Source organism: Telluria sp. RT2P19 (genome assembly GCF_059685725.1).
Genome location: NZ_JCASIL010000011.1, coordinates 171,351 through 191,747, shown reverse-complemented (window position 1 = coordinate 191,747; position 20,397 = coordinate 171,351). Strand labels below are relative to the sequence as shown.

20 protein-coding genes and 1 pseudogene are annotated in these 20,397 nt (G+C 64.9%); 19 read left to right on the top strand and 2 right to left on the bottom strand.

The window, feature by feature from the left end:
* Positions 1-61: 61 nt before the first annotated feature.
* The 6 genes and pseudogenes from clpB to AC56KW_RS15445 all read left to right on the top strand — a co-directional run bounded on the left by clpB (position 62) and on the right by AC56KW_RS15445 (position 8,591).
* Positions 62-2,671: an ATP-dependent chaperone ClpB gene (gene clpB / locus AC56KW_RS15470; RefSeq protein WP_497171562.1), complete on the top strand. Its 2,610-nt coding sequence runs from the start codon at positions 62-64 to the stop codon at positions 2,669-2,671.
* A 344-nt stretch (positions 2,672-3,015) separates the two neighbouring features.
* Positions 3,016-4,314 carry an isocitrate lyase gene (aceA, locus tag AC56KW_RS15465; protein ID WP_497171561.1) on the top strand — a complete coding sequence of 433 codons (1,299 nt, stop codon included), beginning with the start codon at positions 3,016-3,018 and terminating at the stop codon, positions 4,312-4,314.
* Positions 4,315-4,481: 167 nt separating this feature from the next.
* A complete protein-coding gene (locus AC56KW_RS15460) occupies positions 4,482-5,828 on the top strand; it encodes a 23S rRNA (adenine(2030)-N(6))-methyltransferase RlmJ (RefSeq protein WP_497171560.1) in 1,347 nt (448 codons plus the stop codon).
* 133 nt (positions 5,829-5,961) lie between these two features.
* Entirely contained in the window at positions 5,962-7,248 is a 1,287-nt protein-coding gene (locus AC56KW_RS15455; RefSeq protein WP_497171559.1) for an EAL and HDOD domain-containing protein, read from the top strand.
* A 35-nt stretch (positions 7,249-7,283) separates the two neighbouring features.
* Positions 7,284-8,009 (top strand): annotated as a pseudogene (locus AC56KW_RS15450) (TonB family protein); the annotation flags it as partial.
* Between the two features lie 45 nt (positions 8,010-8,054).
* Positions 8,055-8,591, top strand: coding sequence for an SEL1-like repeat protein (locus AC56KW_RS15445; protein WP_497171573.1), 537 nt, complete (start codon positions 8,055-8,057; stop codon positions 8,589-8,591).
* A 9-nt stretch (positions 8,592-8,600) separates the two neighbouring features.
* Here the strand turns inward: AC56KW_RS15445 and AC56KW_RS15440 are convergent, their stop codons facing one another.
* Together AC56KW_RS15440 and AC56KW_RS15435 are read right to left on the bottom strand one after the other, a co-directional pair.
* Positions 8,601-9,350 carry an SAM-dependent methyltransferase gene (locus AC56KW_RS15440; protein ID WP_497171558.1) on the bottom strand — a complete coding sequence of 250 codons (750 nt, stop codon included), beginning with the start codon at positions 9,348-9,350 and terminating at the stop codon, positions 8,601-8,603.
* A gap of 18 nt (positions 9,351-9,368) precedes the next feature.
* Complete coding sequence (locus tag AC56KW_RS15435; RefSeq protein WP_497171557.1) at positions 9,369-9,974, bottom strand: Maf-like protein; 606 nt, start codon at positions 9,972-9,974, stop codon at positions 9,369-9,371.
* Here AC56KW_RS15435 and AC56KW_RS15430 point away from each other — a divergent pair.
* The 13 genes from AC56KW_RS15430 (at position 9,973) to AC56KW_RS15370 (ending at position 20,374) form a co-directional block, all read left to right on the top strand.
* Positions 9,973-10,569, top strand: coding sequence for a YceD family protein (locus tag AC56KW_RS15430; RefSeq protein WP_497171556.1), 597 nt, complete (start codon positions 9,973-9,975; stop codon positions 10,567-10,569). The genes AC56KW_RS15435 and AC56KW_RS15430 overlap by 2 nt on opposite strands.
* Positions 10,570-10,809: 240 nt before the next feature.
* A complete protein-coding gene (rpmF, locus tag AC56KW_RS15425) occupies positions 10,810-10,992 on the top strand; it encodes a 50S ribosomal protein L32 (RefSeq protein WP_005666806.1) in 183 nt (60 codons plus the stop codon).
* 222 nt (positions 10,993-11,214) lie between these two features.
* Positions 11,215-12,285: a phosphate acyltransferase PlsX gene (gene plsX, locus AC56KW_RS15420; protein WP_497171555.1), complete on the top strand. Its 1,071-nt coding sequence runs from the start codon at positions 11,215-11,217 to the stop codon at positions 12,283-12,285.
* A gap of 20 nt (positions 12,286-12,305) precedes the next feature.
* Complete coding sequence (locus AC56KW_RS15415) at positions 12,306-13,292, top strand: beta-ketoacyl-ACP synthase III (RefSeq protein ID WP_497171554.1); 987 nt, start codon at positions 12,306-12,308, stop codon at positions 13,290-13,292.
* Positions 13,293-13,336: 44 nt separating this feature from the next.
* Positions 13,337-14,275 (top strand): ACP S-malonyltransferase, encoded by a 939-nt coding sequence (gene fabD, locus AC56KW_RS15410; RefSeq protein WP_497171553.1) that lies wholly within the window; start codon positions 13,337-13,339, stop codon positions 14,273-14,275.
* A 29-nt stretch (positions 14,276-14,304) separates the two neighbouring features.
* Entirely contained in the window at positions 14,305-15,042 is a 738-nt protein-coding gene (fabG, locus tag AC56KW_RS15405) for a 3-oxoacyl-ACP reductase FabG (protein ID WP_497171552.1), read from the top strand.
* Positions 15,043-15,213: 171 nt separating this feature from the next.
* Positions 15,214-15,453, top strand: coding sequence for an acyl carrier protein (acpP, locus tag AC56KW_RS15400; RefSeq protein WP_005666812.1), 240 nt, complete (start codon positions 15,214-15,216; stop codon positions 15,451-15,453).
* Positions 15,454-15,485: 32 nt separating this feature from the next.
* Positions 15,486-16,733, top strand: a complete 1,248-nt coding sequence (gene fabF, locus AC56KW_RS15395) for a beta-ketoacyl-ACP synthase II (RefSeq protein ID WP_497171551.1) — start codon at positions 15,486-15,488, stop codon at positions 16,731-16,733.
* Positions 16,734-16,902: 169 nt separating this feature from the next.
* On the top strand, positions 16,903-17,505 hold the full coding sequence (locus AC56KW_RS15390) for a YgfX family protein (RefSeq protein ID WP_497171550.1): 603 nt from the start codon (positions 16,903-16,905) through the stop codon (positions 17,503-17,505).
* 27 nt (positions 17,506-17,532) lie between these two features.
* Entirely contained in the window at positions 17,533-18,135 is a 603-nt protein-coding gene (gene rpoE / locus AC56KW_RS15385) for an RNA polymerase sigma factor RpoE (RefSeq protein WP_497171549.1), read from the top strand.
* Between the two features lie 54 nt (positions 18,136-18,189).
* On the top strand, positions 18,190-18,489 hold the full coding sequence (locus tag AC56KW_RS15380; RefSeq protein WP_497171548.1) for a sigma-E factor negative regulatory protein: 300 nt from the start codon (positions 18,190-18,192) through the stop codon (positions 18,487-18,489).
* 152 nt (positions 18,490-18,641) lie between these two features.
* On the top strand, positions 18,642-20,093 hold the full coding sequence (locus tag AC56KW_RS15375; RefSeq protein ID WP_497171547.1) for a DegQ family serine endoprotease: 1,452 nt from the start codon (positions 18,642-18,644) through the stop codon (positions 20,091-20,093).
* 26 nt (positions 20,094-20,119) lie between these two features.
* Positions 20,120-20,374, top strand: coding sequence for a glutaredoxin family protein (locus tag AC56KW_RS15370; protein ID WP_497171546.1), 255 nt, complete (start codon positions 20,120-20,122; stop codon positions 20,372-20,374).
* Positions 20,375-20,397: the final 23 nt, after the last annotated feature.

Below are 20,397 nucleotides of genomic sequence, written 5' to 3'. Positions count from 1 at the left end.
AACGGTCGTGCTGATCCCTATCTTGTTCTCCAACTAAGAACAACCTCTAGGGAGCACCACCATGCGGCAAGATAAATTGACGACCAAGCTCCAGGAAGCACTGGCGGATGCCCAGAGTCTGGCGGTCGGCAACGATAACCAGTACATCGAAACAGTCCACCTGCTCATCGCCCTGCTGAACCAGGACGACGGCAGCGCGCGCTCGCTGCTGCAGCGCGCCGGCGTCAATGTCGGCGGACTGACCAATGCCCTCAAGCTGGCGCTGGAGCGCCAGCCGAAGGTCACCGGCGCGGGAGGCAATGTCCAGGTCGGGCGCGACCTGATGGCGCTGCTCAACCTGTCCGATCGCGAGGCGCAGAAGCGTGGCGACCAGTTCCTCTCGTCCGAGATGGTGCTGCTGGCGCTGACCGAAGACAAGTCCGACGCCGGCCGCCTGGCGCGCGAGAACGGCCTGGCGCGCAAGTCGCTGGAATCGGCCATCTCCGCCGTGCGCGGCGGCGAGTCGGTCAATTCGCCCGAGGCCGAAGGCCAGCGCGAAGCCCTCAAGAAATACACGCTCGACCTGACCGAGCGCGCCCGGGCCGGCAAGCTCGACCCGGTGATCGGCCGTGACGACGAGATCCGGCGCGCGATCCAGGTGCTGCAGCGCCGCAGCAAGAACAATCCGGTGCTGATCGGCGAACCGGGCGTGGGCAAGACCGCCATCGTCGAGGGCCTGGCCCAGCGCATCGTCAATGGTGAAGTCCCGGATTCGCTCAAGGGCAAGCGCGTGCTGTCGCTCGACATGGCGGCGCTGCTGGCGGGCGCGAAATTCCGCGGCGAGTTCGAAGAGCGCCTGAAAAGCGTTTTGAAGGAACTGGCGCAGGACGAGGGCCAGACCATCGTCTTCATCGACGAGATCCACACCATGGTCGGCGCGGGCAAGGCCGAAGGCGCCATGGATGCCGGCAATATGCTCAAGCCGGCGCTGGCGCGCGGCGAGCTGCACTGCGTCGGCGCGACCACGCTCGACGAATACCGCAAGTACGTCGAGAAGGACGCCGCCCTCGAGCGCCGCTTCCAGAAGATCATCGTCGACGAGCCGAGCGTGGAGGCGACCATCGCCATCCTGCGCGGCCTGCAAGAGAAGTACGAGCTGCACCACCAGGTGGACATCACCGACCCGGCCATCATCGCCGCGGCCGAGCTGTCGCACCGGTATATCACCGACCGCTTCCTGCCCGACAAGGCGATCGACCTGATCGACGAGGCGGCGGCCAAGATCAAGATCGAGATCGATTCCAAGCCCGAGGTCATGGACCGTCTCGAGCGCCGCATGATCCAGCTGAAGATCGAGCGCGAAGCGGTGCGCCGCGAAACCGACGAAGCCTCGCAGCGCCGCCTGGAGCTGTTGGGCGAGGAGATCGCGCGCCTGGAGCGCGAGTACAACGACTACGAAGAAGTGCTGAAGGCCGAGAAGGCGGCGGTGCAGGGCACCACCCATATCAAGGAAGAGATCGAGCGCATCCGCTACCAGATGGAAGAAGCGCGGCGCCAGAGCAACTGGCAGCAGGCGTCCGAGCTGCAGTACGGCCGCTTGCCGGAACTCGAAGCCCAGCTGCGCCAGGCCGAGGAAGCCACGGCGCGCGCCGACGCCGAAGGCCAGCAACCCAAGCTGCTGCGCACGCAAGTGGGGGCCGAGGAGATCGCCGAAGTGGTGTCGCGCGCCACCGGCATCCCGGTGGCGCGCATGATGCAGGGCGAGCGCGACAAGCTGCTGCACATCGAGGACGAGCTGCACAAGCGCGTCGTGGGCCAGGACGAGGCGATCGAGGCGGTGTCCGACGCCATCCGCCGTTCGCGCGCCGGCCTGTCGGACCCGAACCGCCCGTACGGTTCCTTCATGTTCCTGGGCCCGACCGGCGTCGGCAAGACCGAGCTGTGCAAGGCGCTGGCGGCCTTCCTGTTCGATACCGAGGACGCCATGATCCGCATCGACATGAGCGAATTCATGGAAAAGCATTCGGTATCCCGCCTGATCGGGGCGCCACCGGGCTATGTCGGCTACGAAGAGGGTGGTCATCTCACCGAGGCCGTGCGCCGCAAGCCGTATAGCGTGATCTTGCTCGATGAGATCGAGAAGGCGCATCCGGACGTGTTCAACGTGCTGCTGCAGGCGCTCGACGATGGCCGCATGACCGATGGCCAGGGCCGAACCGTCGACTTCAAGAACACGGTGATCGTGATGACATCGAACCTGGGCTCGCACCGCATCCAGTCGATGGACACCGACGAGCCGGCGGTGGTCAAGCTGGCCGTGATGGCCGAGGTGCGCGGGCACTTCCGTCCCGAGTTCATCAACCGGATCGACGAGATCGTGGTGTTCCATGCGCTCGACGAGAAGAATATCGGCGCCATCGCCCGCATCCAGCTGCACAACCTGGAAGGGCGCCTGGCCAAGATGGAGATGACGCTCGATATCGACGACGCCTCGCTGCAAAAAATAGCCGAGGCCGGCTACGATCCGGTGTATGGCGCGCGGCCGCTCAAGCGCGCGATCCAGCAGCAGATCGAGAATCCGCTGTCGAAGGCGATCCTGGCGGGTCGCTTCGGACCGAAGGATGTGATTCCGGTACGGGTGCGTGGCGGCGAACTGGTATTCGGCGAGGAGACGGTCGACCTCGCCAAGTAATTACTGTAGGGATCGGCCAGGAGGGCGCGGCGCTTGCCGCGCCCTTTGTCGTTGTGCGCCCTGACCAGGGCTACCTGACAGGAGGACAGGCCCGTTTTTCACGATGCGAAATGATCATCGCGTGATGTGGGATATGCAGCAAAGTATTGGGCGACGCGGTTCTCATCGTAAGAAATTCCATTTCGCATGCCGGAATATACGTGGCAAGTTGTTGAATAATAGAGAGAAAATTTAAGTGATCTGTCTTATATAAGAGTGATTGTGCTGCGCACAAACTGGTCTATCATTGTTTCAACGGATTCGCATTTCTACCCATTGCTTCATCCACTTCCAGGAGAAACATCATGACCAGCCGTGAACAGCAAATCACCGACCTGCAGCAAGACTGGGATACCAACCCACGCTGGAAAGGCGTGGTCCGCAACTACACCGCGGCCGACGTCGTGCGCCTGCGAGGCTCGGTCGCCATCGAGCACACGCTGGCCAGGCGCGGCGCCGACAAGCTGTGGAAGCTGGTGCACGACGAGCCGTACGTGAACGCCCTCGGCGCCCTGACCGGCAACCAGGCCATGCAACAGGTCAAGGCCGGGCTGAAGGCGATCTACCTGTCGGGCTGGCAGGTGGCGGGCGACGCCAATGCCGCCGGCGAGATGTATCCCGACCAGTCGCTGTATCCGGCCAACTCGGTGCCGCTGGTCGTGCGCCGCATCAACAATACCTTCCAGCGCGCCGACCAGATTCAATGGTCCGAGGGCAAGGACGACATCGATTATTTCGCGCCGATCGTGGCCGACGCCGAAGCCGGTTTCGGCGGCGTGCTCAACGCCTACGAGCTGATGAAGTCGATGATCGAGGCGGGCGCGGCCGGCGTCCACTTCGAAGACCAGCTGGCATCGGTCAAGAAATGCGGCCACATGGGCGGCAAGGTGCTGGTGCCGACCCGCGAGGCCATCGAGAAGCTCAACGCCGCGCGGCTGGCCGCCGACGTGATGGGCACGTCGACCCTGGTCATTGCCCGCACCGACGCCGAGGCGGCCGACCTGCTGACCTCGGACGTCGACGCCAACGACAAGGAGTTCTGCACCGGCGAGCGCACGGTCGAAGGCTTCTTCCGCGTCAAGCCGGGCGTCGAACAGGCGATCTCGCGCGGCCTGGCATATGCGCCGTATGCCGACCTCGTGTGGTGCGAGACCGGCAAGCCCGACCTCGAATTCGCACGCCGTTTCGCCGAAGCCATCCACGCCGAATTCCCGGGCAAGATGCTGGCCTATAACTGCTCGCCCTCGTTCAACTGGAAAAAGAACCTGGACGACGCCACCATCGCCAAATTCCAGCAAGAGCTGGGCGCGATGGGCTATAAATTCCAGTTCATCACGCTGGCCGGCTTCCACGCGCTCAATTACGGCATGTTCAATCTGGCCCACGGCTATGCCCGCAGCGGCATGTCGGCCTTCGTCGAACTGCAAGAAGCCGAATTCGCCGCGGCAGAGAAGGGCTTCACCGCCGTCAAGCACCAGCGCGAAGTGGGCACCGGCTACTTCGACGCCGTGACCCAGGCCATCCAGCAGGGCCAGAGCTCGACCACCGCCCTGCACGGATCGACCGAGGACGAACAGTTCTTCGAAGAGAAAAAAGTCGCCTGAATCCGCCAGACCTTCCGCGCCGCTTCCCTGCAAGCCGCAGCCCCACAAGGGCTGCGGCTTTGTTTATGGCATGTCACATTCCCAGCCTTGGCCGGTTGTAGTGGATAATGGCGCCATATTCTGCCGCCGGCCTGTGGCGGCAACGACTCTTTTAGGAATTCCAGCTTATGTTGAGCTACCGCCACGCCTTCCACGCGGGTAACCACGCCGATGTCCTCAAACATTTTGTACAAGTGCAGCTGCACCTGTATATGAACCAGAAGGACGCCGCCTATACCTATATCGACACCCACTCGGGCGCCGGCGTGTATTCGCTCGACAGTTTCCAGTCGACCAAGACTGCCGAATTCGACACGGGCATCGGCCCGCTATGGCAGCTCAGCGATGTTCCAGGGCCACTGAAGGACTACCTCGACCTGGTCAAGGGCATGAACCCGAGCGGCAAGATGCGCTACTACCCCGGTTCGCCCTATGTGGCCGAACAGATGGCGCGCGAGCAGGACCGCCTGCGCCTGTTCGAACTGCATCCCGCCGACTGCAAGATCCTGGCCGACAATTTCCGCAAGCTCGAGGCGCACAAGGCCGAGCAGGGCGAGCGCTCGCGCGGACGCCGCGTGATCATCGAGCATGGCGACGGCTTCGGCAGCCTCAAGGCGCTGCTGCCGCCGCCGTCGCGCCGCGCGCTGGTGCTGATCGACCCGCCGTACGAAATCAAGGACGACTACAAGCGCGTGCGCGATGCGCTTGAAGAAGCCCTGGCGAAGTTCCCGAGCGGCATCTTCGCGATCTGGTATCCGGTGCTGCAGCGCATGGAGTCGCGCCAGTTCGCCGACCGCCTCAAGCGCCTGCCGGCCAAGGAGTGGCTCAATGTCACCCTGACGACCACTACCCCAACCCCGGACGGCACGGGCCTGCACAGCAGCGGCATGTTCATCCTGAACCCGCCATACACGCTCGAGCCGATCCTGCGCGAAGTCATGCCCTATCTGGTGCGCGTGCTGGGCAAGGACGCCGGCGCCCGCTTCACGATCGAGAAGGGCACGCAAGTGACCGGCGCCGCCGCCGGCCGCCTGGTGGGCGACACGCCGCGTGCGCCGGTAGGCAATGCGCGCCGCGCCAGCCCGTTGTCGGGCAAGGGCAGCCTGCGCCTGCCGGGCCAGAGCATGCCGCGTGCCGACGAAGCGCCGGCCCCGGCCCCAGCCCCGGCCGGCAAGCCTGCTCGCGCCGCCGGCCCGCGCAGCGCCGCGCCACGCGATGGCGCAGCGCGCGAGGCCAACCCACGTACCGCGCGCAGCACCGCGCCGCGCGACGCCAGTCCACGCAGCCCGTACAGTGCAACGCCGCGCGATGGCGCGGCGCGTGACGCCAATCCACGCAGCCCGCGCAGTGCAACGCCGCGCGATGGCGCACCCCGCGACGGCGCAGGACGCACCACGCGCAACAGTCCCGCGCGGCCGTCCGCGCCGAGCGCGCCGCGTAACGGTCGCAACCGTCAGGGTGGGCGTGGCAGCTGACCTTTGACGGATGTTCGATTCGATGTCGAAATGCTAAGATTAGCATTTTTGTAGTATAGTCGGCGTGGGCGGATCGCGCGTGCGGTCCGCCGGCGCGGCGCGCTGCCGTGACTGTTTCCAGGAGTATTTTTCGATGCATGCCGATGCAACGGCAGCGGTCTCCGTACCGTCCGATGATTTCTTTCTTGCGCGTCAGCCCATCCTCGGGCGTGACCAGCGTCTGGTGGCGTTCGAGCTGCTGTTTCGTGCCGCCGGCGAGGATGATGACGCCAAGCTGACCGACGGCGCCGCGGCCACCGCCGCCGTCATCTCGCACGCATCCCAGCTGGGCATGGAGCAGGTGGTGGGCGACCAGCTTGCCTTCGTGAACGTCGACGAAGTCGTGCTGATGAGCGACTTCGTGCGTTTCTTGCCGCCCCATAAGGTGATTCTCGAAATCCTCGAGACCGTGAAGCCGACGCCGGAGTTGCTGGCGCGGGTGGCCGAGCTCAAGGAGCTCGGCTTCAAGTTCGCGGTCGACGACGTGGTCGAGCATTCGAGCGAACTCGACAAGCTGGTCAAGCTGGTCGACATCATCAAGGTCGACATCAAGGGTGTCGCGCCGAACGAGCTGGCCAGGCTGGTCGACTCGCTGCGCGGCACCGGCAAGCGCCTGCTGGCCGAGAAAGTCGAGACCAACGACGAGTTCAAGCTGTGCATGGAGCTCGGCTTCGAATACTTCCAGGGCTATTATTTTGCGCGCCCCGTGATCTTGAGCGGACGCAAGATCACGCCCTCGGAGATCACGATCCTGCGCCTGCTGGAACTGGTCAACTCGAATGCCGACAGCCAGGCCATCGAGACCGCCGTCAAGCGCGACGCCCTGATCAGCCTCAACCTGCTGCGCCTGGTAAACAGCCGCGCCGTGCCGGGCCCGCGTATCGAATCGCTGTCGCAGGCGCTGGTCCAGCTCGGGCGGCGCCAGCTGGGACGCTGGTTGCAGATCCTGCTGTACACCGCGGCCGGCGCCCGGGTCGAGCTCACCTCGCCGCTGCTGCAGCTGGCCACCACGCGCGGCAAGCTGCTCGAACTGATGACGCTGCGCGTGCGGCCGGGCGATACCGCCGGCGCCGACCGCGCCTTCACGGTCGGGATCATGTCGCTGGCCGAAGCCCTGTTCTCGGTGCCGATGGCCGACATCCTGGCCCATGTCGACATCGCCCACGATGTACGCGAAGCGCTGCTCGAGCGCGAAGGCGACTTCGGCACCATGCTGCGCATCGCCGAGCTGCTCGAGGCGGCCGAAGGCGGCCGCAAGCTGGCCAGCGCGCTCAAGAAGATCGGCCTGACCGTGTCCGAGGTGCGCGAGATCGAACTGGCGGCCTTCGACTGGGTGCGCGAGCTGACCAACGACGCCCAGCAGCCGTTTCCCGATGCGTGAGCGTGTAGCGCCGCTCCTGGCGCTACAGTCACGGGATGGGTCTTGTCATCCTTGTCCTTGCCGCCGCCGCGGCTGTCGCTTCCGTCCATGATGCTGCCGAGCAGGAACGCGTACGCCAGGCGATGAAGCTCGATCTCCACGCTTGCCCCCGTCCTGCCTATCCGCGCGCCGCGCTTGTCCAGAGGGCCGGCGGCAAATCCACGCTCGATATCCGGATAGACACCGAAGGCCGGGCCGCCGACGCCCGCATCCTTGTTTCCAGCGGCAGGGCCGATCTCGATGCATCGGCGCTGGCCGGCATCCGCGAGTGCGCCTTCCATGCGCTGGCCACGCTGGGCAAGCCCCCTGGCCGATGGTTCGGGACGCAGTTCATCTGGCAGCCCGGCGAGGCGCCGGCGGCGCTCGATCCCGCGCGCGTCGCCAGCACCCGGCGGCTGGCGGAGGATGGCGACCCGGTCGCGCAGAACACGCTCGGCACCTGGTACGAGCAAGGGCGCTTCTTCGAGAAGGACATGGCGCAGGCCGCGGTCTGGTACCGGCGCGCGGCCGAGAATGGCCATGCCCAGGCCCAGAACAATCTGGGGGTGCTGTATTACCGTGGCAGCGGCGTGCCGGGCGACCGCCGCTAGGCGGTCCGCTGGTATGCGCGGGCCGCCGAGCAGGGCCATGGATGGGCTCAGGCCAACCTGGCCTGGGCCTACCAATATGGCACCGCCGGCGAGCGGAACATGGATAAGGCGCTGCATTGGCTGACCCGGTCGGCCGATGGCGGGCTGGCGCCGGCCCAGGTGCGGTTGGGCCTGCTGATGCTGCATCGCGCCGGATCCGGTCCGGAGCGCGCCGCGGCAGCGGCCTGGCTCGCCCGTGCGTCCGCGCTCGACTACCCCAAGGCGCATGACTATCTGGGCCGGACCTACGAACTCGGCCTGGGCAGCGAGCGGGACGATGCCCAGGCGGCCGCTCTTTATCGCAAGGCGCTCGGCCGCAGCGCCGGGCGGGCCGAAACGGCGCTGGGGGCGCTGATCGAGGCTGGGCGCGCCGAGGCGCGCCAGCCCGACGAGGCGCTCGAACTGTACCAGGAGGCCATGCGGGCGCGCGATGCGGCCGCCTTTTATCACTACGGTCACGCGTTGGAGCAACGCGGCAATGCCGAACTGGCGGTCGCGATGTTTCGGCACGGCGAGGGGCAGGGCGACTGCGAGGCGGCGCTGCGGATGTCTCGGATCAGGGGTGCGCAGGCCAGCAGGGCGCCCGACTTCGAGGCCAGGTCCCCGGTGCGGCGTCCGCCCCGGTTCCCGTTGGCCTCATGTCAGAGGCCGCTCGAGTCGGCGCCGATGTTCTGACCTCGCGGCCTACTGCCCCAGGAGCAGGAACACGGTCGGCTTCTTGTGGAAGTCGGGTCCCTTGTCGGCGGCCAGCGCCGCCTTCCATTTGGCCGCGGTCAGGGTGCGCACCGATTCGGTCGGCAGCGACAGGTCGGTCGCCACGCAGACCAGGGTCCCAGGCTGGCAGTTGGCCGCCAACGCTTCCAGCATGGCGCCGTTACGGTAGGGCGTCTCGATCAGCAACTGGGTCTGGCGCTCTGCGCGCGAACGCTTTTCCAGGTCCTGGATGCGCTTGCTGCGCTGGGTCGCATCAGTCGGCAGGTAGCCGTTGAAGGCAAAGCTTTGGCCGTTCAGGCCGCTCGCCATCACGGCCAGCAGCAGCGACGACGGTCCGACCAGCGGACGCACCGCGATGCCGTGCTGGTGCGCCAGGCGCACCAGGTCGGCGCCGGGATCGGCCACCGCCGGCACGCCGGCTTCCGACACCAGGCCGGCGTCGCGGCCCGCCAACAGCGGGGCCAGCAATTGCGCCAGTGCCGCCGGCGGCGTGTTCACGTTCAGTTCCGCGATCTCGATTTCCTGCAGCGGTTTCGCCAGCGGATGATCGATCGCGATCAGTTTCAGGAAGGCGCGGGCGGTCTTGGCGTTCTCCGCCACAAAATAATCGAGCGTGGCGGTCAGCGCCTGCACCTGGGTCGGGAGCAGGGCGTTCAGGGCGCCGGACGCGGCGTTGGTCGGGCCGAGGGTGTTCGGGATCAGGTACAGGGTGCCGGGCATGGTGGAGTCCATCGTGAATCAGGTGCCAAAAAATCGCACGCCGGCGCGGCGCAGCATGCCGCTCAAGGCGATCAGCGGCAGGCCGGTGAGGGCGGTCGGGTCGTTCGACTGGATGCGCTCGAGCAGGGCGATGCCCAGCCCTTCGTTCTTGGCGCTGCCGGCGCAGTCATACGGCTGTTCGATGCGCAGGTAGGCGTCGAGCTCGTGGTCGGGCAAGTCGCGAAAGGCCACCCGCACCTGCACGTTATCGACCTGCGCGGCCAGGCTTGGGTCGGCGACGCGGCCATCCCACAGGCACAGGGCGGTATGGAACACGACTTCACGGCCGCGCATCAGCTGCAGCTGGGCCAGGGCGCGCGCATGGTCGCCCGGCTTGCCGATCTGCAGCCCATCGAGCGTGGCCACCTGGTCGGAGCCGATCACCAGCGCGCCGGGACGCAGCCGCGCCACGGCTTGCGCCTTCGCGCGCGCCAGGCGCAGGGCGGTCGCTTGCGGCGTCTCGCCTTCCAGCGGCGTCTCGTCGATGTCGGGCGCCATCGTCTCGAAGGGCAGCCCGAGTCGCTGCAGCAGTTCGCGTCGATAGGCAGAACTTGAGGCAAGGATAAGGGCGGGAGTCGGGTTCATGGATGCTGTGAGAAGAATGCGACGGTTTTTTGACGCTGGCGCGAAAAGCCTGCTATTATCGCAGGTTTTCCGGGGTAAATTCCAAATGAGCGCTTTTGTCATCGACGCCTTCGAGTTTTGCAAGAACGACGGCCATCGTGAAGGCGCTACGCCCCTGGCCGCGATGCCGCGTCTCGCCGCCGAAAGCAGCGAAAAGAGTGGCGACATCAGCTGGTCGATCCAGGGTGGCAGGACCCGTCAGGGCTATCCGTCGCTGACCCTCGCGGTCGCCGGTCACGTCAAGCTGGTGTGCCAGCGTTGCCTGCAGCCTTTGGATTACGAGATCGATTCGTCGACCATGCTGGTGCTGGGCGAGAACGACGAAGACGCCGACGCGATCGAGGAGATCCTCGACGACGAAAGCATCGACGTGATCGTCGGCAGCCGCACCTGCGACATCCGCGACCTGCTCGAAGATGAAGCCCTGCTGGCCTTGCCGCAGTCGCCACGGCATGACATTTGTCCGGATTCGGGCTTGCTCGATCGCCTGAAAACCGATAAAGTGTCGCCTTTCGCCGCTCTCAAGAACTTGAAGGCGGGTCAGGAAGAAAAGTAATAGCAAGAACAATCAGCAGCACAGGATTCGCAGTACGGTGGCGGCAGCGTAGAAACAATGTCGTCCAAATTCTGCAAACAAACGTGTCAAACGCGTGCAATCGAGTATGGCATTCGCGGTAGTTGTAGCAGCGTTCAACATGTCGGCAGCCCTTCAAGGCTTGCCGCCGAGATACTCGACTTGCATCCTTTTTGCATATCGAATGTGTTAAAATTTTAGAACTTTGTACTAGGAGTTATCATGGCTGTTCAACAGAATAAGAAATCCCCATCGAAGCGCGGCATGCACCGTTCGCACGATTTCCTGACCGCCCCTAACCTGGCAGTCGAGCCGACCACCGGTGAAACCCACCTGCGTCACCACATCTCGCCTAACGGTTTCTACCGTGGTCGCAAGGTCCTGAAGACCAAGAACGACGAGTAATCGACGTTCTGGCTTTTAGCATCATGAAAGCGGCGCAACGTATGTTATCTGCGTGGCGCCGCTTTTTCTTTGGCACCTGCTCAGTAACCGGCTGCATCCCCGGAGCCCGTCTCAATGCTCCCGGCACCGTCATGTTGAACAGCCTGGATCCCGTGCGCGCTTGCGCCACGCCCCGATCCCCTCTGGCCGCCCGTCCTGTGTGAGCCGCGGCATCTCCAACAAATGACAATTAAAATATCCATTGACTGCATGGGCGGCGATCACGGCCCCTCAGTTACCATTCCGGCAGCCATCTCCTTCCTCAAAAAGCAAGCTGACGCCGAGCTCGTGCTCGTGGGCGTCGAAGATGTGCTGCGCGCAGAACTCAAGAAGCACCACGCGGACAACAACCCGCGCCTGACCGTCAGGCATGCCTCCGAAGTCGTCGCGATGGACGATCCGGTCGAAGTGGCCCTGCGTCGCAAGAAAGACTCGTCGATGCGCGTGGCGATCGAGCTCGTGAAGGACGGCAGCGCCCATGCCTGCGTCTCGGCCGGCAATACCGGCGCCCTGATGGCCGTCTCGCGCTACGTGCTCAAGACCATGGCCGGCGTCGACCGCCCGGCGATCTGCTCGATCATGCCGAACCAGAAGGGTGGTCCGACGTATATCCTCGACCTCGGGGCCAACGTCGACTGCGAGCCCGATCACCTGCACCAGTTCGCCATCATGGGTTCGGTGCTGTGCTCGGCGATCGAGGGCATTGCGCGTCCGAGCATCGGCCTGCTCAATGTCGGCACCGAGGAAATCAAGGGCAATGAGGCGGTAAAGGCGACCGGCGTGCTGCTGCGCGCCGATGCCGAGCGCGGCAAGCTGAATTTCTTCGGCAACGTCGAAGGCAATGACATCTTCAAGGGCACGGTCGACGTCGTCGTATGCGATGGTTTCGTCGGCAATGTGATGCTCAAGGCGATCGAAGGCCTGTCGCGCTTCATGAAGACCACCTTCAAGGAAAGCATCATGTCGATGCTCGGCGCGGTGTTCGCGCGCAAGGCGCTCAAGAAGCTCAATCCCGAACGCTACAACGGCGCCGGCCTGCTCGGGCTGAAGGGCCTGGTATTCAAGAGCCATGGCGGCGCCAACGCCTATGCCTTCGAGTGGGCGATCAAGCGCGCCTACGACGCGGCGCACAATAACGTGCAAGAGCACCTGTCGGCCCTGATCGCCGAACTGATGCCGAGCTCCCCGGTAACGGCGCCGGCAGTCGCGGCGCCGCCGGCGCCCGTGCTCGACGGCCAGCGCCAGGTGCAATAACCCAGCAGGATGGTGAAGCAATGACCTTGTATAGCAAAATCACCGGCACCGGCAGCTACCTGCCAGCCAACCGCGTCAGCAACGAACAGCTGGCGGCGCAACTCGCGGAGAAGGGCGTCGAGACCTCGCACGAGTGGATCGTCACCCGCAGCGGCATCGAGGCGCGCCACTACGCCGCGGCCGACGAACTGTCGTCCGACCTGGCCGTGCACGCCGCGCGGCGCGCGCTCGAGATGGCCGGCAAGGCCGCGGCCGACGTCGACCTGGTGATCGTCGCCAGCTCCACGCCCGACTTCCACGGCAGCTTCCCCAGCACGGCGTGTATCGTGCAACAGAAGCTGGGCATGGCCAATGGCAGCGCGGCCTTCGACGTGGCTGCCGTGTGCAGCGGCTTCGTGTATGCGATGTCGACCGCCGACGCCTTCATCCGCGCCGGCAACCACAAGCGCGTGCTGGTGATCGGCTCCGAAGTCTTCTCGCGCATCGTGGACTTCAGCGACCGCACCACCTGCGTGCTGTTCGGCGACGGCGCCGGCGCCGTGCTGCTCGAAGCCTCGAGCGAGCCGGGCATCCTCGGTTCCAGATTGCATGCCGACGGCAGCCACGCCGACATCCTGTCGATCCCCGGCAACCTGGCCAATGGCGCGGTCGCCGGCAGCGGCTTCCTGCACATGGATGGTCCGGCCGTGTTCAAGCTGGCCGTCTCCGTGCTCGAAAAAGTCGCCTACGAGGTGCTCGACCACGCGGGCGTGACGCCCGACCAGATCGACTGGCTGGTGCCGCACCAGGCGAATATCCGCATCATGAACGGCACCGCCAAGAAGCTCGGCCTGCCGCTCGAGAAGATGGTGGTCACCGTCAATGAACACGGCAATACGTCGGCCGCCTCGATTCCGCTGGCACTCGACCAGGCGGTGCGCGATGGCCGCATCAAGCCGGGCCAGAACGTGCTGATGGAAGGCGTGGGCGGCGGCTTTACGTGGGGCGCGGTGCTGGCGCGCATGTAAGCCCGGACTCGCCTCCAATAACAACAACACTACGGATAACAACGATGAGCAAATTCGCATTCCTGTTCACCGGACAAGGTGCCCAGGCAGTGGGCATGCTGAACGGCTATGCCGGCAACCCGGTGGTCGACCAGACCGTGCAAGAAGCGTCGGATGCCCTGGGCTTCGACCTCAAGCGCCTGATCGCCGACGGTCCGAAAGAAGACCTCGATCTCACCACCAACACCCAGCCGGTCATGCTGGCCGCCGCGGTCGCGGTCTACCGCGCCTGGATCGCCGCCGGAGGCCCGGTGCCGAATATCGTCGCGGGCCATAGCCTGGGCGAATATTCGGCCCTGGTCGCGGCCGGCGTGATCCCGTTCGCCGATGCCGTGCCGCTGGTGCGCTTTCGCGCGCAATCGATGCAGGACGCGGTGCCGGTCGGGCAGGGCGGCATGGCCGTCATCCTCGGCCTGCAGGCCGACGACGTGCGTGCTGTCTGCGCCGAAGCAGCGCAGGGCGAGATCGTCGAAGCCGTGAACTTCAACGAACCGACCCAGATCGTGATCGCCGGCCATACCGCCGCCGTCGAACGTGCCTGCGAGATCGCCAAGGCCAAGGGCGCCAAGCGCGCCATGAAGCTGGCGGTGTCGGCGCCGTTCCACTCGTCGCTGCTGAAACCGGCATCGGACCGCCTGCGTACGTATATGGCGGAGCTGAAGTTTTCTGCTCCGCACATCGATGTCATCAACAACGTCGACGTCGCCGTGCTGAACGATCCGGAGCAGATCAAGGATGCGCTGGTGCGCCAGGCGGCCGGCCCGGTACGTTGGGTCGAGACCATGCAGAAGATGGCTGCCGAGGGCGTGACCCAGGTTATTGAATGTGCACCGAGCAAGACGCTGATCGGCATGGCCAAGCGCATCGACGCGAACCTCGTCGGCGAAGCGCTGGTCGACCAGGCCGCCCTCGAGCGCGTCCTGGCATCGTTCAAGCCGGCGTGACGCCGACGAACACACAATAAAGGAACTCCATGAATCTACAGAACCAAGTCGCCCTCGTCACCGGCGCATCGCGCGGCATCGGCAAGGCCATCGCGCTGGAACTGGCGCGCCAGGGCGCCAAGGTCGTCGGCACCGCCACCAGCGAATCGGGCGCCCAGGCGATTTCCGACTACCTGGCCGAATTCGGCGGCAAGGGCGTCGTCCTGAACGTGCTCGACGCCGGCCGCTGCGCCGAAGTCGTGGACGAAGTGCAGAAAGGCTTCGGCAGCCTGTCGATCCTGGTCAACAATGCCGGCATCACCCAGGACAACCTGGCCATGCGCATGAAGGACGACGAGTTCGACAACGTGATCGCCACCAATCTGACCGCCGTCGGCCGCCTGTCGCGACTGGTATTGCGCGGCATGATGAAGGCCAAGGCTGGCCGCATCATCAGCATTACCTCGGTGGTCGGCGCGGCCGGCAACCCGGGGCAGATGAACTACGCCGCCGCCAAGGCCGGCGTGGCCGGCATGACCCGCGCCCTGGCGCGCGAAATCGGCAGCCGCAACATCACCGTCAACTGCGTGGCGCCGGGCTTCATCGATACCGACATGACCCGCGCACTGGGCGAAGGCCAGCACGAGGCCCTGTTGACCCAGATTCCGCTGGGCCGCCTCGGCCAGCCGGAAGACATCGCCCACGCGGTGGCCTTCCTGGCCGGTGCGCAGGCGGCCTACATCACGGGCACCGAACTGCACGTGAACGGCGGCATGTACATGAACTAAATTGAACGCGCCTGTTTTCCGCCTCTTGCCATAATGCGTTACAGGCGCAATCTCGACTTTTAGCAGCACTTTTCGGCGAATTAGCCGCAGTCGCCGAAAATAGTTTTTCGGGTCGCAAACCTGATAAAATGCGCGCACTTTCCGCAACACATACCTTAATGGAGCCAAAACATGTCGGATATCGAACAACGCGTTAAAAAAATCGTCGCTGAGCAACTGGGCGTTGCCGAAGCAGACATCAAAATCGATTCCTCGTTCGTTGACGACCTCGGTGCCGACTCGCTGGACACCGTTGAGCTGGTGATGGCACTGGAAGACGAGTTTGAAATGGAAATCCCTGACGAGCAGGCTGAGAAAATCACCACCGTCAAGCAAGCCATCGACTACGCGACCGCGCACGTCAAGGCCTAAGTAGCAAGCTTTACAGTTTTTGGGAGAATCGCTTGAGTCGTTCACGCAACCGCCGTGTCGTCGTCACCGGCCTGGGCTGCATCTCACCCATCGGCAACACCGTTGCCGAGACGTGGGACGCGGCATTGGCCGGCAAGTCGGGCATTGCCAACATCACCAAGTTTGATGCAGCGCCATTCACGACCCACTTCGCTGGTGAGGTCAAGAACTTCAACGTCGAAGACTACCTGCCGGGCAAGGAAGGCCGCCACATGGATAGCTTTATCCATTTCGGCATGGCAGCCGGCATCCAGGCCCTGCAGGATTCGGGCCTCGAAGTCACCGAAGAGAACGCGGACCGCATCGGCGTGGTGATCGGTTCGGGCATCGGCGGCCTGCCGATGATCGAAGCGACCAAAGAAGAATACGCGAACCGCGGCGCGCGCCGTATCTCGCCGTTCTTCGTGCCGGCCTCGATCATCAACATGATCTCGGGCGATCTCTCGATCAAGTTCGGCCTGCGTGGCCCGAACCTGGCCATCGTCACCGCCTGCACCACCGGCCTGCACAGCATCGGCGCGGCAGCGCGCCTGATCGAGTACGGCGACGCCGACGTGATGATCGCGGGCGGCGCCGAATCGACCGTGTCGCCGCTGGGCCTGGGCGGTTTCGCCTCGGCGCGTGCGCTGTCGACCCGCAATGACGATCCGGCCACCGCCTCGCGTCCATGGGACCGCGACCGCGACGGCTTCGTGCTGGGCGAGGGCGCCGGTGTCATGGTGCTCGAAGAATACGACCACGCTGTCGCGCGCGGCGCCAAGATCTATGCCGAAGTCATCGGCTTCGGCATGAGCGCGGACGCCAACCACATCACCTCGCCGGTCGAGGATGGCAGTGGCGCGGCGCGTTGCATGGTCAATGCGTTCAACAATGCCGGCATCAATGTCGACCAGGTGCAGTACGTGAATGCGCACGGCACCTCGACCCCGCTGGGCGACGTCGCCGAAGTGCGCGGCATCAAGCGCGTGTTCGGCGACCATGCCAAGAGCCTGGTCGTGAACTCGACCAAGTCGATGACCGGCCACCTGCTGGGCGGCGCCGGCGGCCTGGAATCGGTGTTCACCGTGCTGGCGATCCATCACCAGGTGTCGCCACCGACGATCAACATCTTCAACCAGGATCCGGAGTGCGACCTGGACTTCTGCGCCAACACGGCGCGCGAGATGCAGATCGACTACGCGGTGAAGAACTCCTTCGGCTTCGGCGGCACCAACGGTACGCTGATCTTCGCCAAGGTCTGAACCTGATTGCCCCATCCCGGTCCAACGGGATGGGCGCTTCCTGAAAACCTGCCCATCGGGCAGGTTCCCTCCTGTTGTACCCGTCGTTCCCCTCGACGTTCCCCTTAGTCGTACCCGTTGTCGTACCCGTAGCCGTACCGGTTGTTTTACCCATTGATGGGCTTGCTACATGTCGCTTGCGGTGTCCGCCACCATCGCGCCGTCGCGTCGCCTGCACTGGCTGCTTGCCGCCTTCTGCGCATCCCTATGCGCGGCCGCCCTGGCCGTGGGCCTGCTGCTGCCTGAGCGCTTTGCGTTCGGCGGCGCTGTCGCCTGCGCGCCGCTGCTCGCCGCGCTGTCGCTGCTGCAACTGTTTTTCCCTGCCTTGCGCGCCTGGCCGGGCCGTCTCCGGCGGCCGTTTCGCGCCGCTCACCCCGCCCATTCCCCTGCGCTTTTGCTGGCGATTGCAACGGTGCGCCGGATTGATATTTCTGGAGTTGGGCAACTACGCCTGACGGTACAACAGAAGTTGGGGAAGGGTGGGGCGGCAGCTGCGATTTCGGCGCCGGGCTCACCCATGACGCTGCTGTCCGGCGCCACGGTCTGGCCTTGCTGCATCTTGCTGCGCCTGCGTGCCGACGACGGTGCGACGTGGCCGCTGGTGCTGTTGCCCGATGCCGTGACCCCGGGGCAGTACCGTGCGCTGGCGGTGGCCGTGCGTGCCTTGACGAGCAGCTCAGCAACAATTCCGATACAAAACGGTTTGAACTTATTGCAGGGGGCCAACTCTTAAGAGAGGGCCGCCAATGGGGCATGGTCCGTGACGACAGAACGCGAGTGTGATCAGTTGTTGGTGGAGCGCGTCCAGGCCGGCGATCAGAGGGCTTTCGATTTACTCGTCTCCAAGTACCAGCGCCGCCTGCTGCGCCTGGTGTCGCGTCTGGTCCATGATCCGGCCGAAGCCGAAGACGTGGTGCAAGAGACCTTCATCAAGGCATACCGGGCCCTGCGGCATTTTCGCGGAGATTCCGCTTTTTATACATGGCTTTATCGAATAGGAATTAACACCGCCAAGAACTTTTTGGTGACCCAGGGAAGGCGCGCTCCAACCTCGACCGAGACGGATGCCGAACGCGCCGAAGGTTTTGATGATGCGGACAGCTTGCGTGACATTAATACACCAGAATCTATGCTCGCCAGCAAACAAATCGCCCACACAGTCAACGCGGCCATGGAGGCACTGCCGCTCGAATTGCGCACGGCGATCGTCCTGCGCGAGATCGAGGGACTCAGCTATGAAGAGATCTCCGAGGTGATGGCCTGTCCGATAGGTACGGTGCGCAGCCGGATTTTTCGTGCACGCGAAGTCATTGCCGAGAAATTACGTCCTTTACTCGATTTCCCGGTTGACAAACGTCGGTAGGTAGCGGGATCGTACGAGCACATATTGAACACACCGACGTCGACGGATATACCGATGGACACCAACAAGAAACTACGCGAGCAGATCTCGGCGCTGAAAGACGGCGCCCTGCCCGAGCCTGAGCTGGAGCTGGCCCTGGCCGCGCTGCAGGGCAGCGATGGCCGGCAAACCTGGGATCTGTACCACCTGATCGGCGACACCCTGCGCGACACGTCATCGCCTGCGCTGTCGCCCGCCTTTCGCACGCGCCTGATCGAGCGCCTGGCCGGCGAGGCGCCGCCCCTGCGCCGCACAGCCACGGCCGTCGAACCCACCGGCCTGGCGGCCGTGCTCGCCAAGAGCACTTCTTCCTGACCTCGGTCGGCGCCATCCTTATCCCACGCTTAAAATTTCCTCTTCCCGGGTCGCGACGCCGCCTTTACCGACGGCGCGCCGCTGGCACGACGCGACAAAGCGCGTAATTTGGCTTACCATTCAGTCAATCTTAGCCATAAAATAGCGAATCCATGACCAGTAAAACTGCCAGCCTGCTCCTGTCGGCACTGCTCGTGTCCGGTGCCACGGCCTTCATCCCGTCCGTCCACGCCGCCGCCCCCGTCGCGACCCCGAACGTCAGCGGCTTGCCCGACTTCACCGATGTCATCGACAAGGTGGGGCCCGCCGTCGTCAATATCCGCACCACCGAACGCGTGCGCAGCCGCGGCGGCGCGCCGGGCGAGGAAGAAATGCAGGAATTCCTGCGTCGCTTCTTCGGCGGCCAGATCCCGCGCGGTGGTGGCCGCCGTGCGCCGCAACAGGAAGAAGAACGCGAAGTGCAGCGCGGCGTCGGTTCCGGCTTCATCATCTCGGCCGACGGCTTCGTGCTGACCAATGCCCATGTGGTCGAAGGCGCCGACGAAGTCACGGTCACCCTGAGCGATCGCCGCGAATTCAAGGCCAAGGTGCTGGGCGCCGACCGCCGCTCCGATGTCGCCGTGCTCAAGCTCGATGCGACCAACCTGCCTTACCTGCGCACTGGCGACTCGAGCAAGATCCGGGTGGGCGAGTGGGTGCTGGCCATCGGCTCGCCGTTTGGCCTCGAAAACACCGTCACCGCCGGCATCATCTCGGCCAAGTCGCGCGATACCGGGGAATACTTGCCGCTGATCCAGAGCGACGTGGCGGTCAATCCCGGCAACTCGGGCGGACCGCTGATCAATCTGCGCGGCGAAGTCATCGGCATCAACTCGCAGATCGCGACGCTGTCGGGCGCCTATAACGGCATCTCGTTCGCGGTGCCGATCGACGAAGTCATTCGCGTGTCCGACCAGCTCAAATCCACCGGCAAGGTCACCCGTGGCCGCCTGGGCGTGCAGATCAGCGAAGTCACGCGCGACGTCGCCGAATCGCTGGGCCTGGGCAAGGCGCGCGGCGCCGAGGTCTCGATGGTGGAACCTGGCGGCCCAGCCGAGAAGGCCGGCATCAAGGTCGGCGACATCATCCTCGCCTTCAACAAGCAGCCGATCCAGTCCACCACCGACCTGCCGCGCCTGGTAGGCGCCTCCAAGGTCGGCAGCCGCGCCAGCGTGACCGTGTGGCGGCGCGGGGCCCAGGTCGAGGTGCCGGTGACCATCGTCGAGCTGCAAGAAGAGCGCCCGGCCCCGGGCCGCCAGCAGCCGAAGAAGCCGGCGCCGGGCGCAGCGCCTGACGCGCTGGGCCTGCACATGTCGAATATCGCGCCGGCCGACCGCAAGGAGCTGGGCGTCGACCACGGCCTGCTGGTCGAGCAGGCGCAGGGCCCGGCGGCAACCGCCGGCATCCAGCCGGGCGACGTGATCCTGCAGTGGAACAATACGCCGCTCACCAGCGTCGAACAGTTCAAGGCCTTGCTGGCCAAGCACGACAAGACCAAGGCGGTGGCCCTGCTGGTGCAGCGCGAGGATACCTCGCAATACATCACGCTCAAGCCGCGCCAGTGACGGGGCAGGGCGGGGCGCCGCGGCCCGTGCCGACGTTCACCCTGTATTCGCGCAGCTGGTGCCACCTGTGCGAGGACATGCTGGCGGCGCTGCGCGCGCTCGAGCCGCCGGGGCAGCCGTTCGAAGTGGCCGTGCTGGACGTCGACGCCGACCCGGCGCTCGTGGCGCGCTTCGACGAGCTGGTGCCGGTCCTGTATGGCGACCCGGCCCAGCCCGAGCTGTGCCATTACTTCCTGGACGAGGCGGCGGTGCGGGCCTACCTGGCCAGGCACACGTCCTGAGTCCCCTCTGGAAACCGGCCTTT

What these genes read in the sequence shown, in the direction of transcription:
- acpP (WP_005666812.1), top strand. Translation starts at nt 15,214, where the DNA reads ATGTCGGATATCGAACAACGCGTTAAAAAAATCGTCGCTGAGCAACTG.
- fabD (WP_497171553.1), top strand. Translation starts at nt 13,337, where the DNA reads ATGAGCAAATTCGCATTCCTGTTCACCGGACAAGGTGCCCAGGCAGTG.
- AC56KW_RS15455 (WP_497171559.1), top strand. Translation starts at nt 5,962, where the DNA reads ATGCATGCCGATGCAACGGCAGCGGTCTCCGTACCGTCCGATGATTTC.
- aceA (WP_497171561.1), top strand. Translation starts at nt 3,016, where the DNA reads ATGACCAGCCGTGAACAGCAAATCACCGACCTGCAGCAAGACTGGGAT.
- AC56KW_RS15375 (WP_497171547.1), top strand. Translation starts at nt 18,642, where the DNA reads ATGACCAGTAAAACTGCCAGCCTGCTCCTGTCGGCACTGCTCGTGTCC.
- plsX (WP_497171555.1), top strand. Translation starts at nt 11,215, where the DNA reads ATGACAATTAAAATATCCATTGACTGCATGGGCGGCGATCACGGCCCC.
- AC56KW_RS15460 (WP_497171560.1), top strand. Translation starts at nt 4,482, where the DNA reads ATGTTGAGCTACCGCCACGCCTTCCACGCGGGTAACCACGCCGATGTC.
- AC56KW_RS15445 (WP_497171573.1), top strand. Translation starts at nt 8,055, where the DNA reads ATGCTGCATCGCGCCGGATCCGGTCCGGAGCGCGCCGCGGCAGCGGCC.
- AC56KW_RS15430 (WP_497171556.1), top strand. Translation starts at nt 9,973, where the DNA reads ATGGATGCTGTGAGAAGAATGCGACGGTTTTTTGACGCTGGCGCGAAA.
- rpmF (WP_005666806.1), top strand. Translation starts at nt 10,810, where the DNA reads ATGGCTGTTCAACAGAATAAGAAATCCCCATCGAAGCGCGGCATGCAC.
- fabG (WP_497171552.1), top strand. Translation starts at nt 14,305, where the DNA reads ATGAATCTACAGAACCAAGTCGCCCTCGTCACCGGCGCATCGCGCGGC.
- AC56KW_RS15380 (WP_497171548.1), top strand. Translation starts at nt 18,190, where the DNA reads ATGGACACCAACAAGAAACTACGCGAGCAGATCTCGGCGCTGAAAGAC.
- clpB (WP_497171562.1), top strand. Translation starts at nt 62, where the DNA reads ATGCGGCAAGATAAATTGACGACCAAGCTCCAGGAAGCACTGGCGGAT.
- AC56KW_RS15390 (WP_497171550.1), top strand. Translation starts at nt 16,903, where the DNA reads ATGTCGCTTGCGGTGTCCGCCACCATCGCGCCGTCGCGTCGCCTGCAC.
- AC56KW_RS15435 (WP_497171557.1), bottom strand. Translation starts at nt 9,974, where the DNA reads ATGAACCCGACTCCCGCCCTTATCCTTGCCTCAAGTTCTGCCTATCGA.
- AC56KW_RS15440 (WP_497171558.1), bottom strand. Translation starts at nt 9,350, where the DNA reads ATGCCCGGCACCCTGTACCTGATCCCGAACACCCTCGGCCCGACCAAC.
- AC56KW_RS15415 (WP_497171554.1), top strand. Translation starts at nt 12,306, where the DNA reads ATGACCTTGTATAGCAAAATCACCGGCACCGGCAGCTACCTGCCAGCC.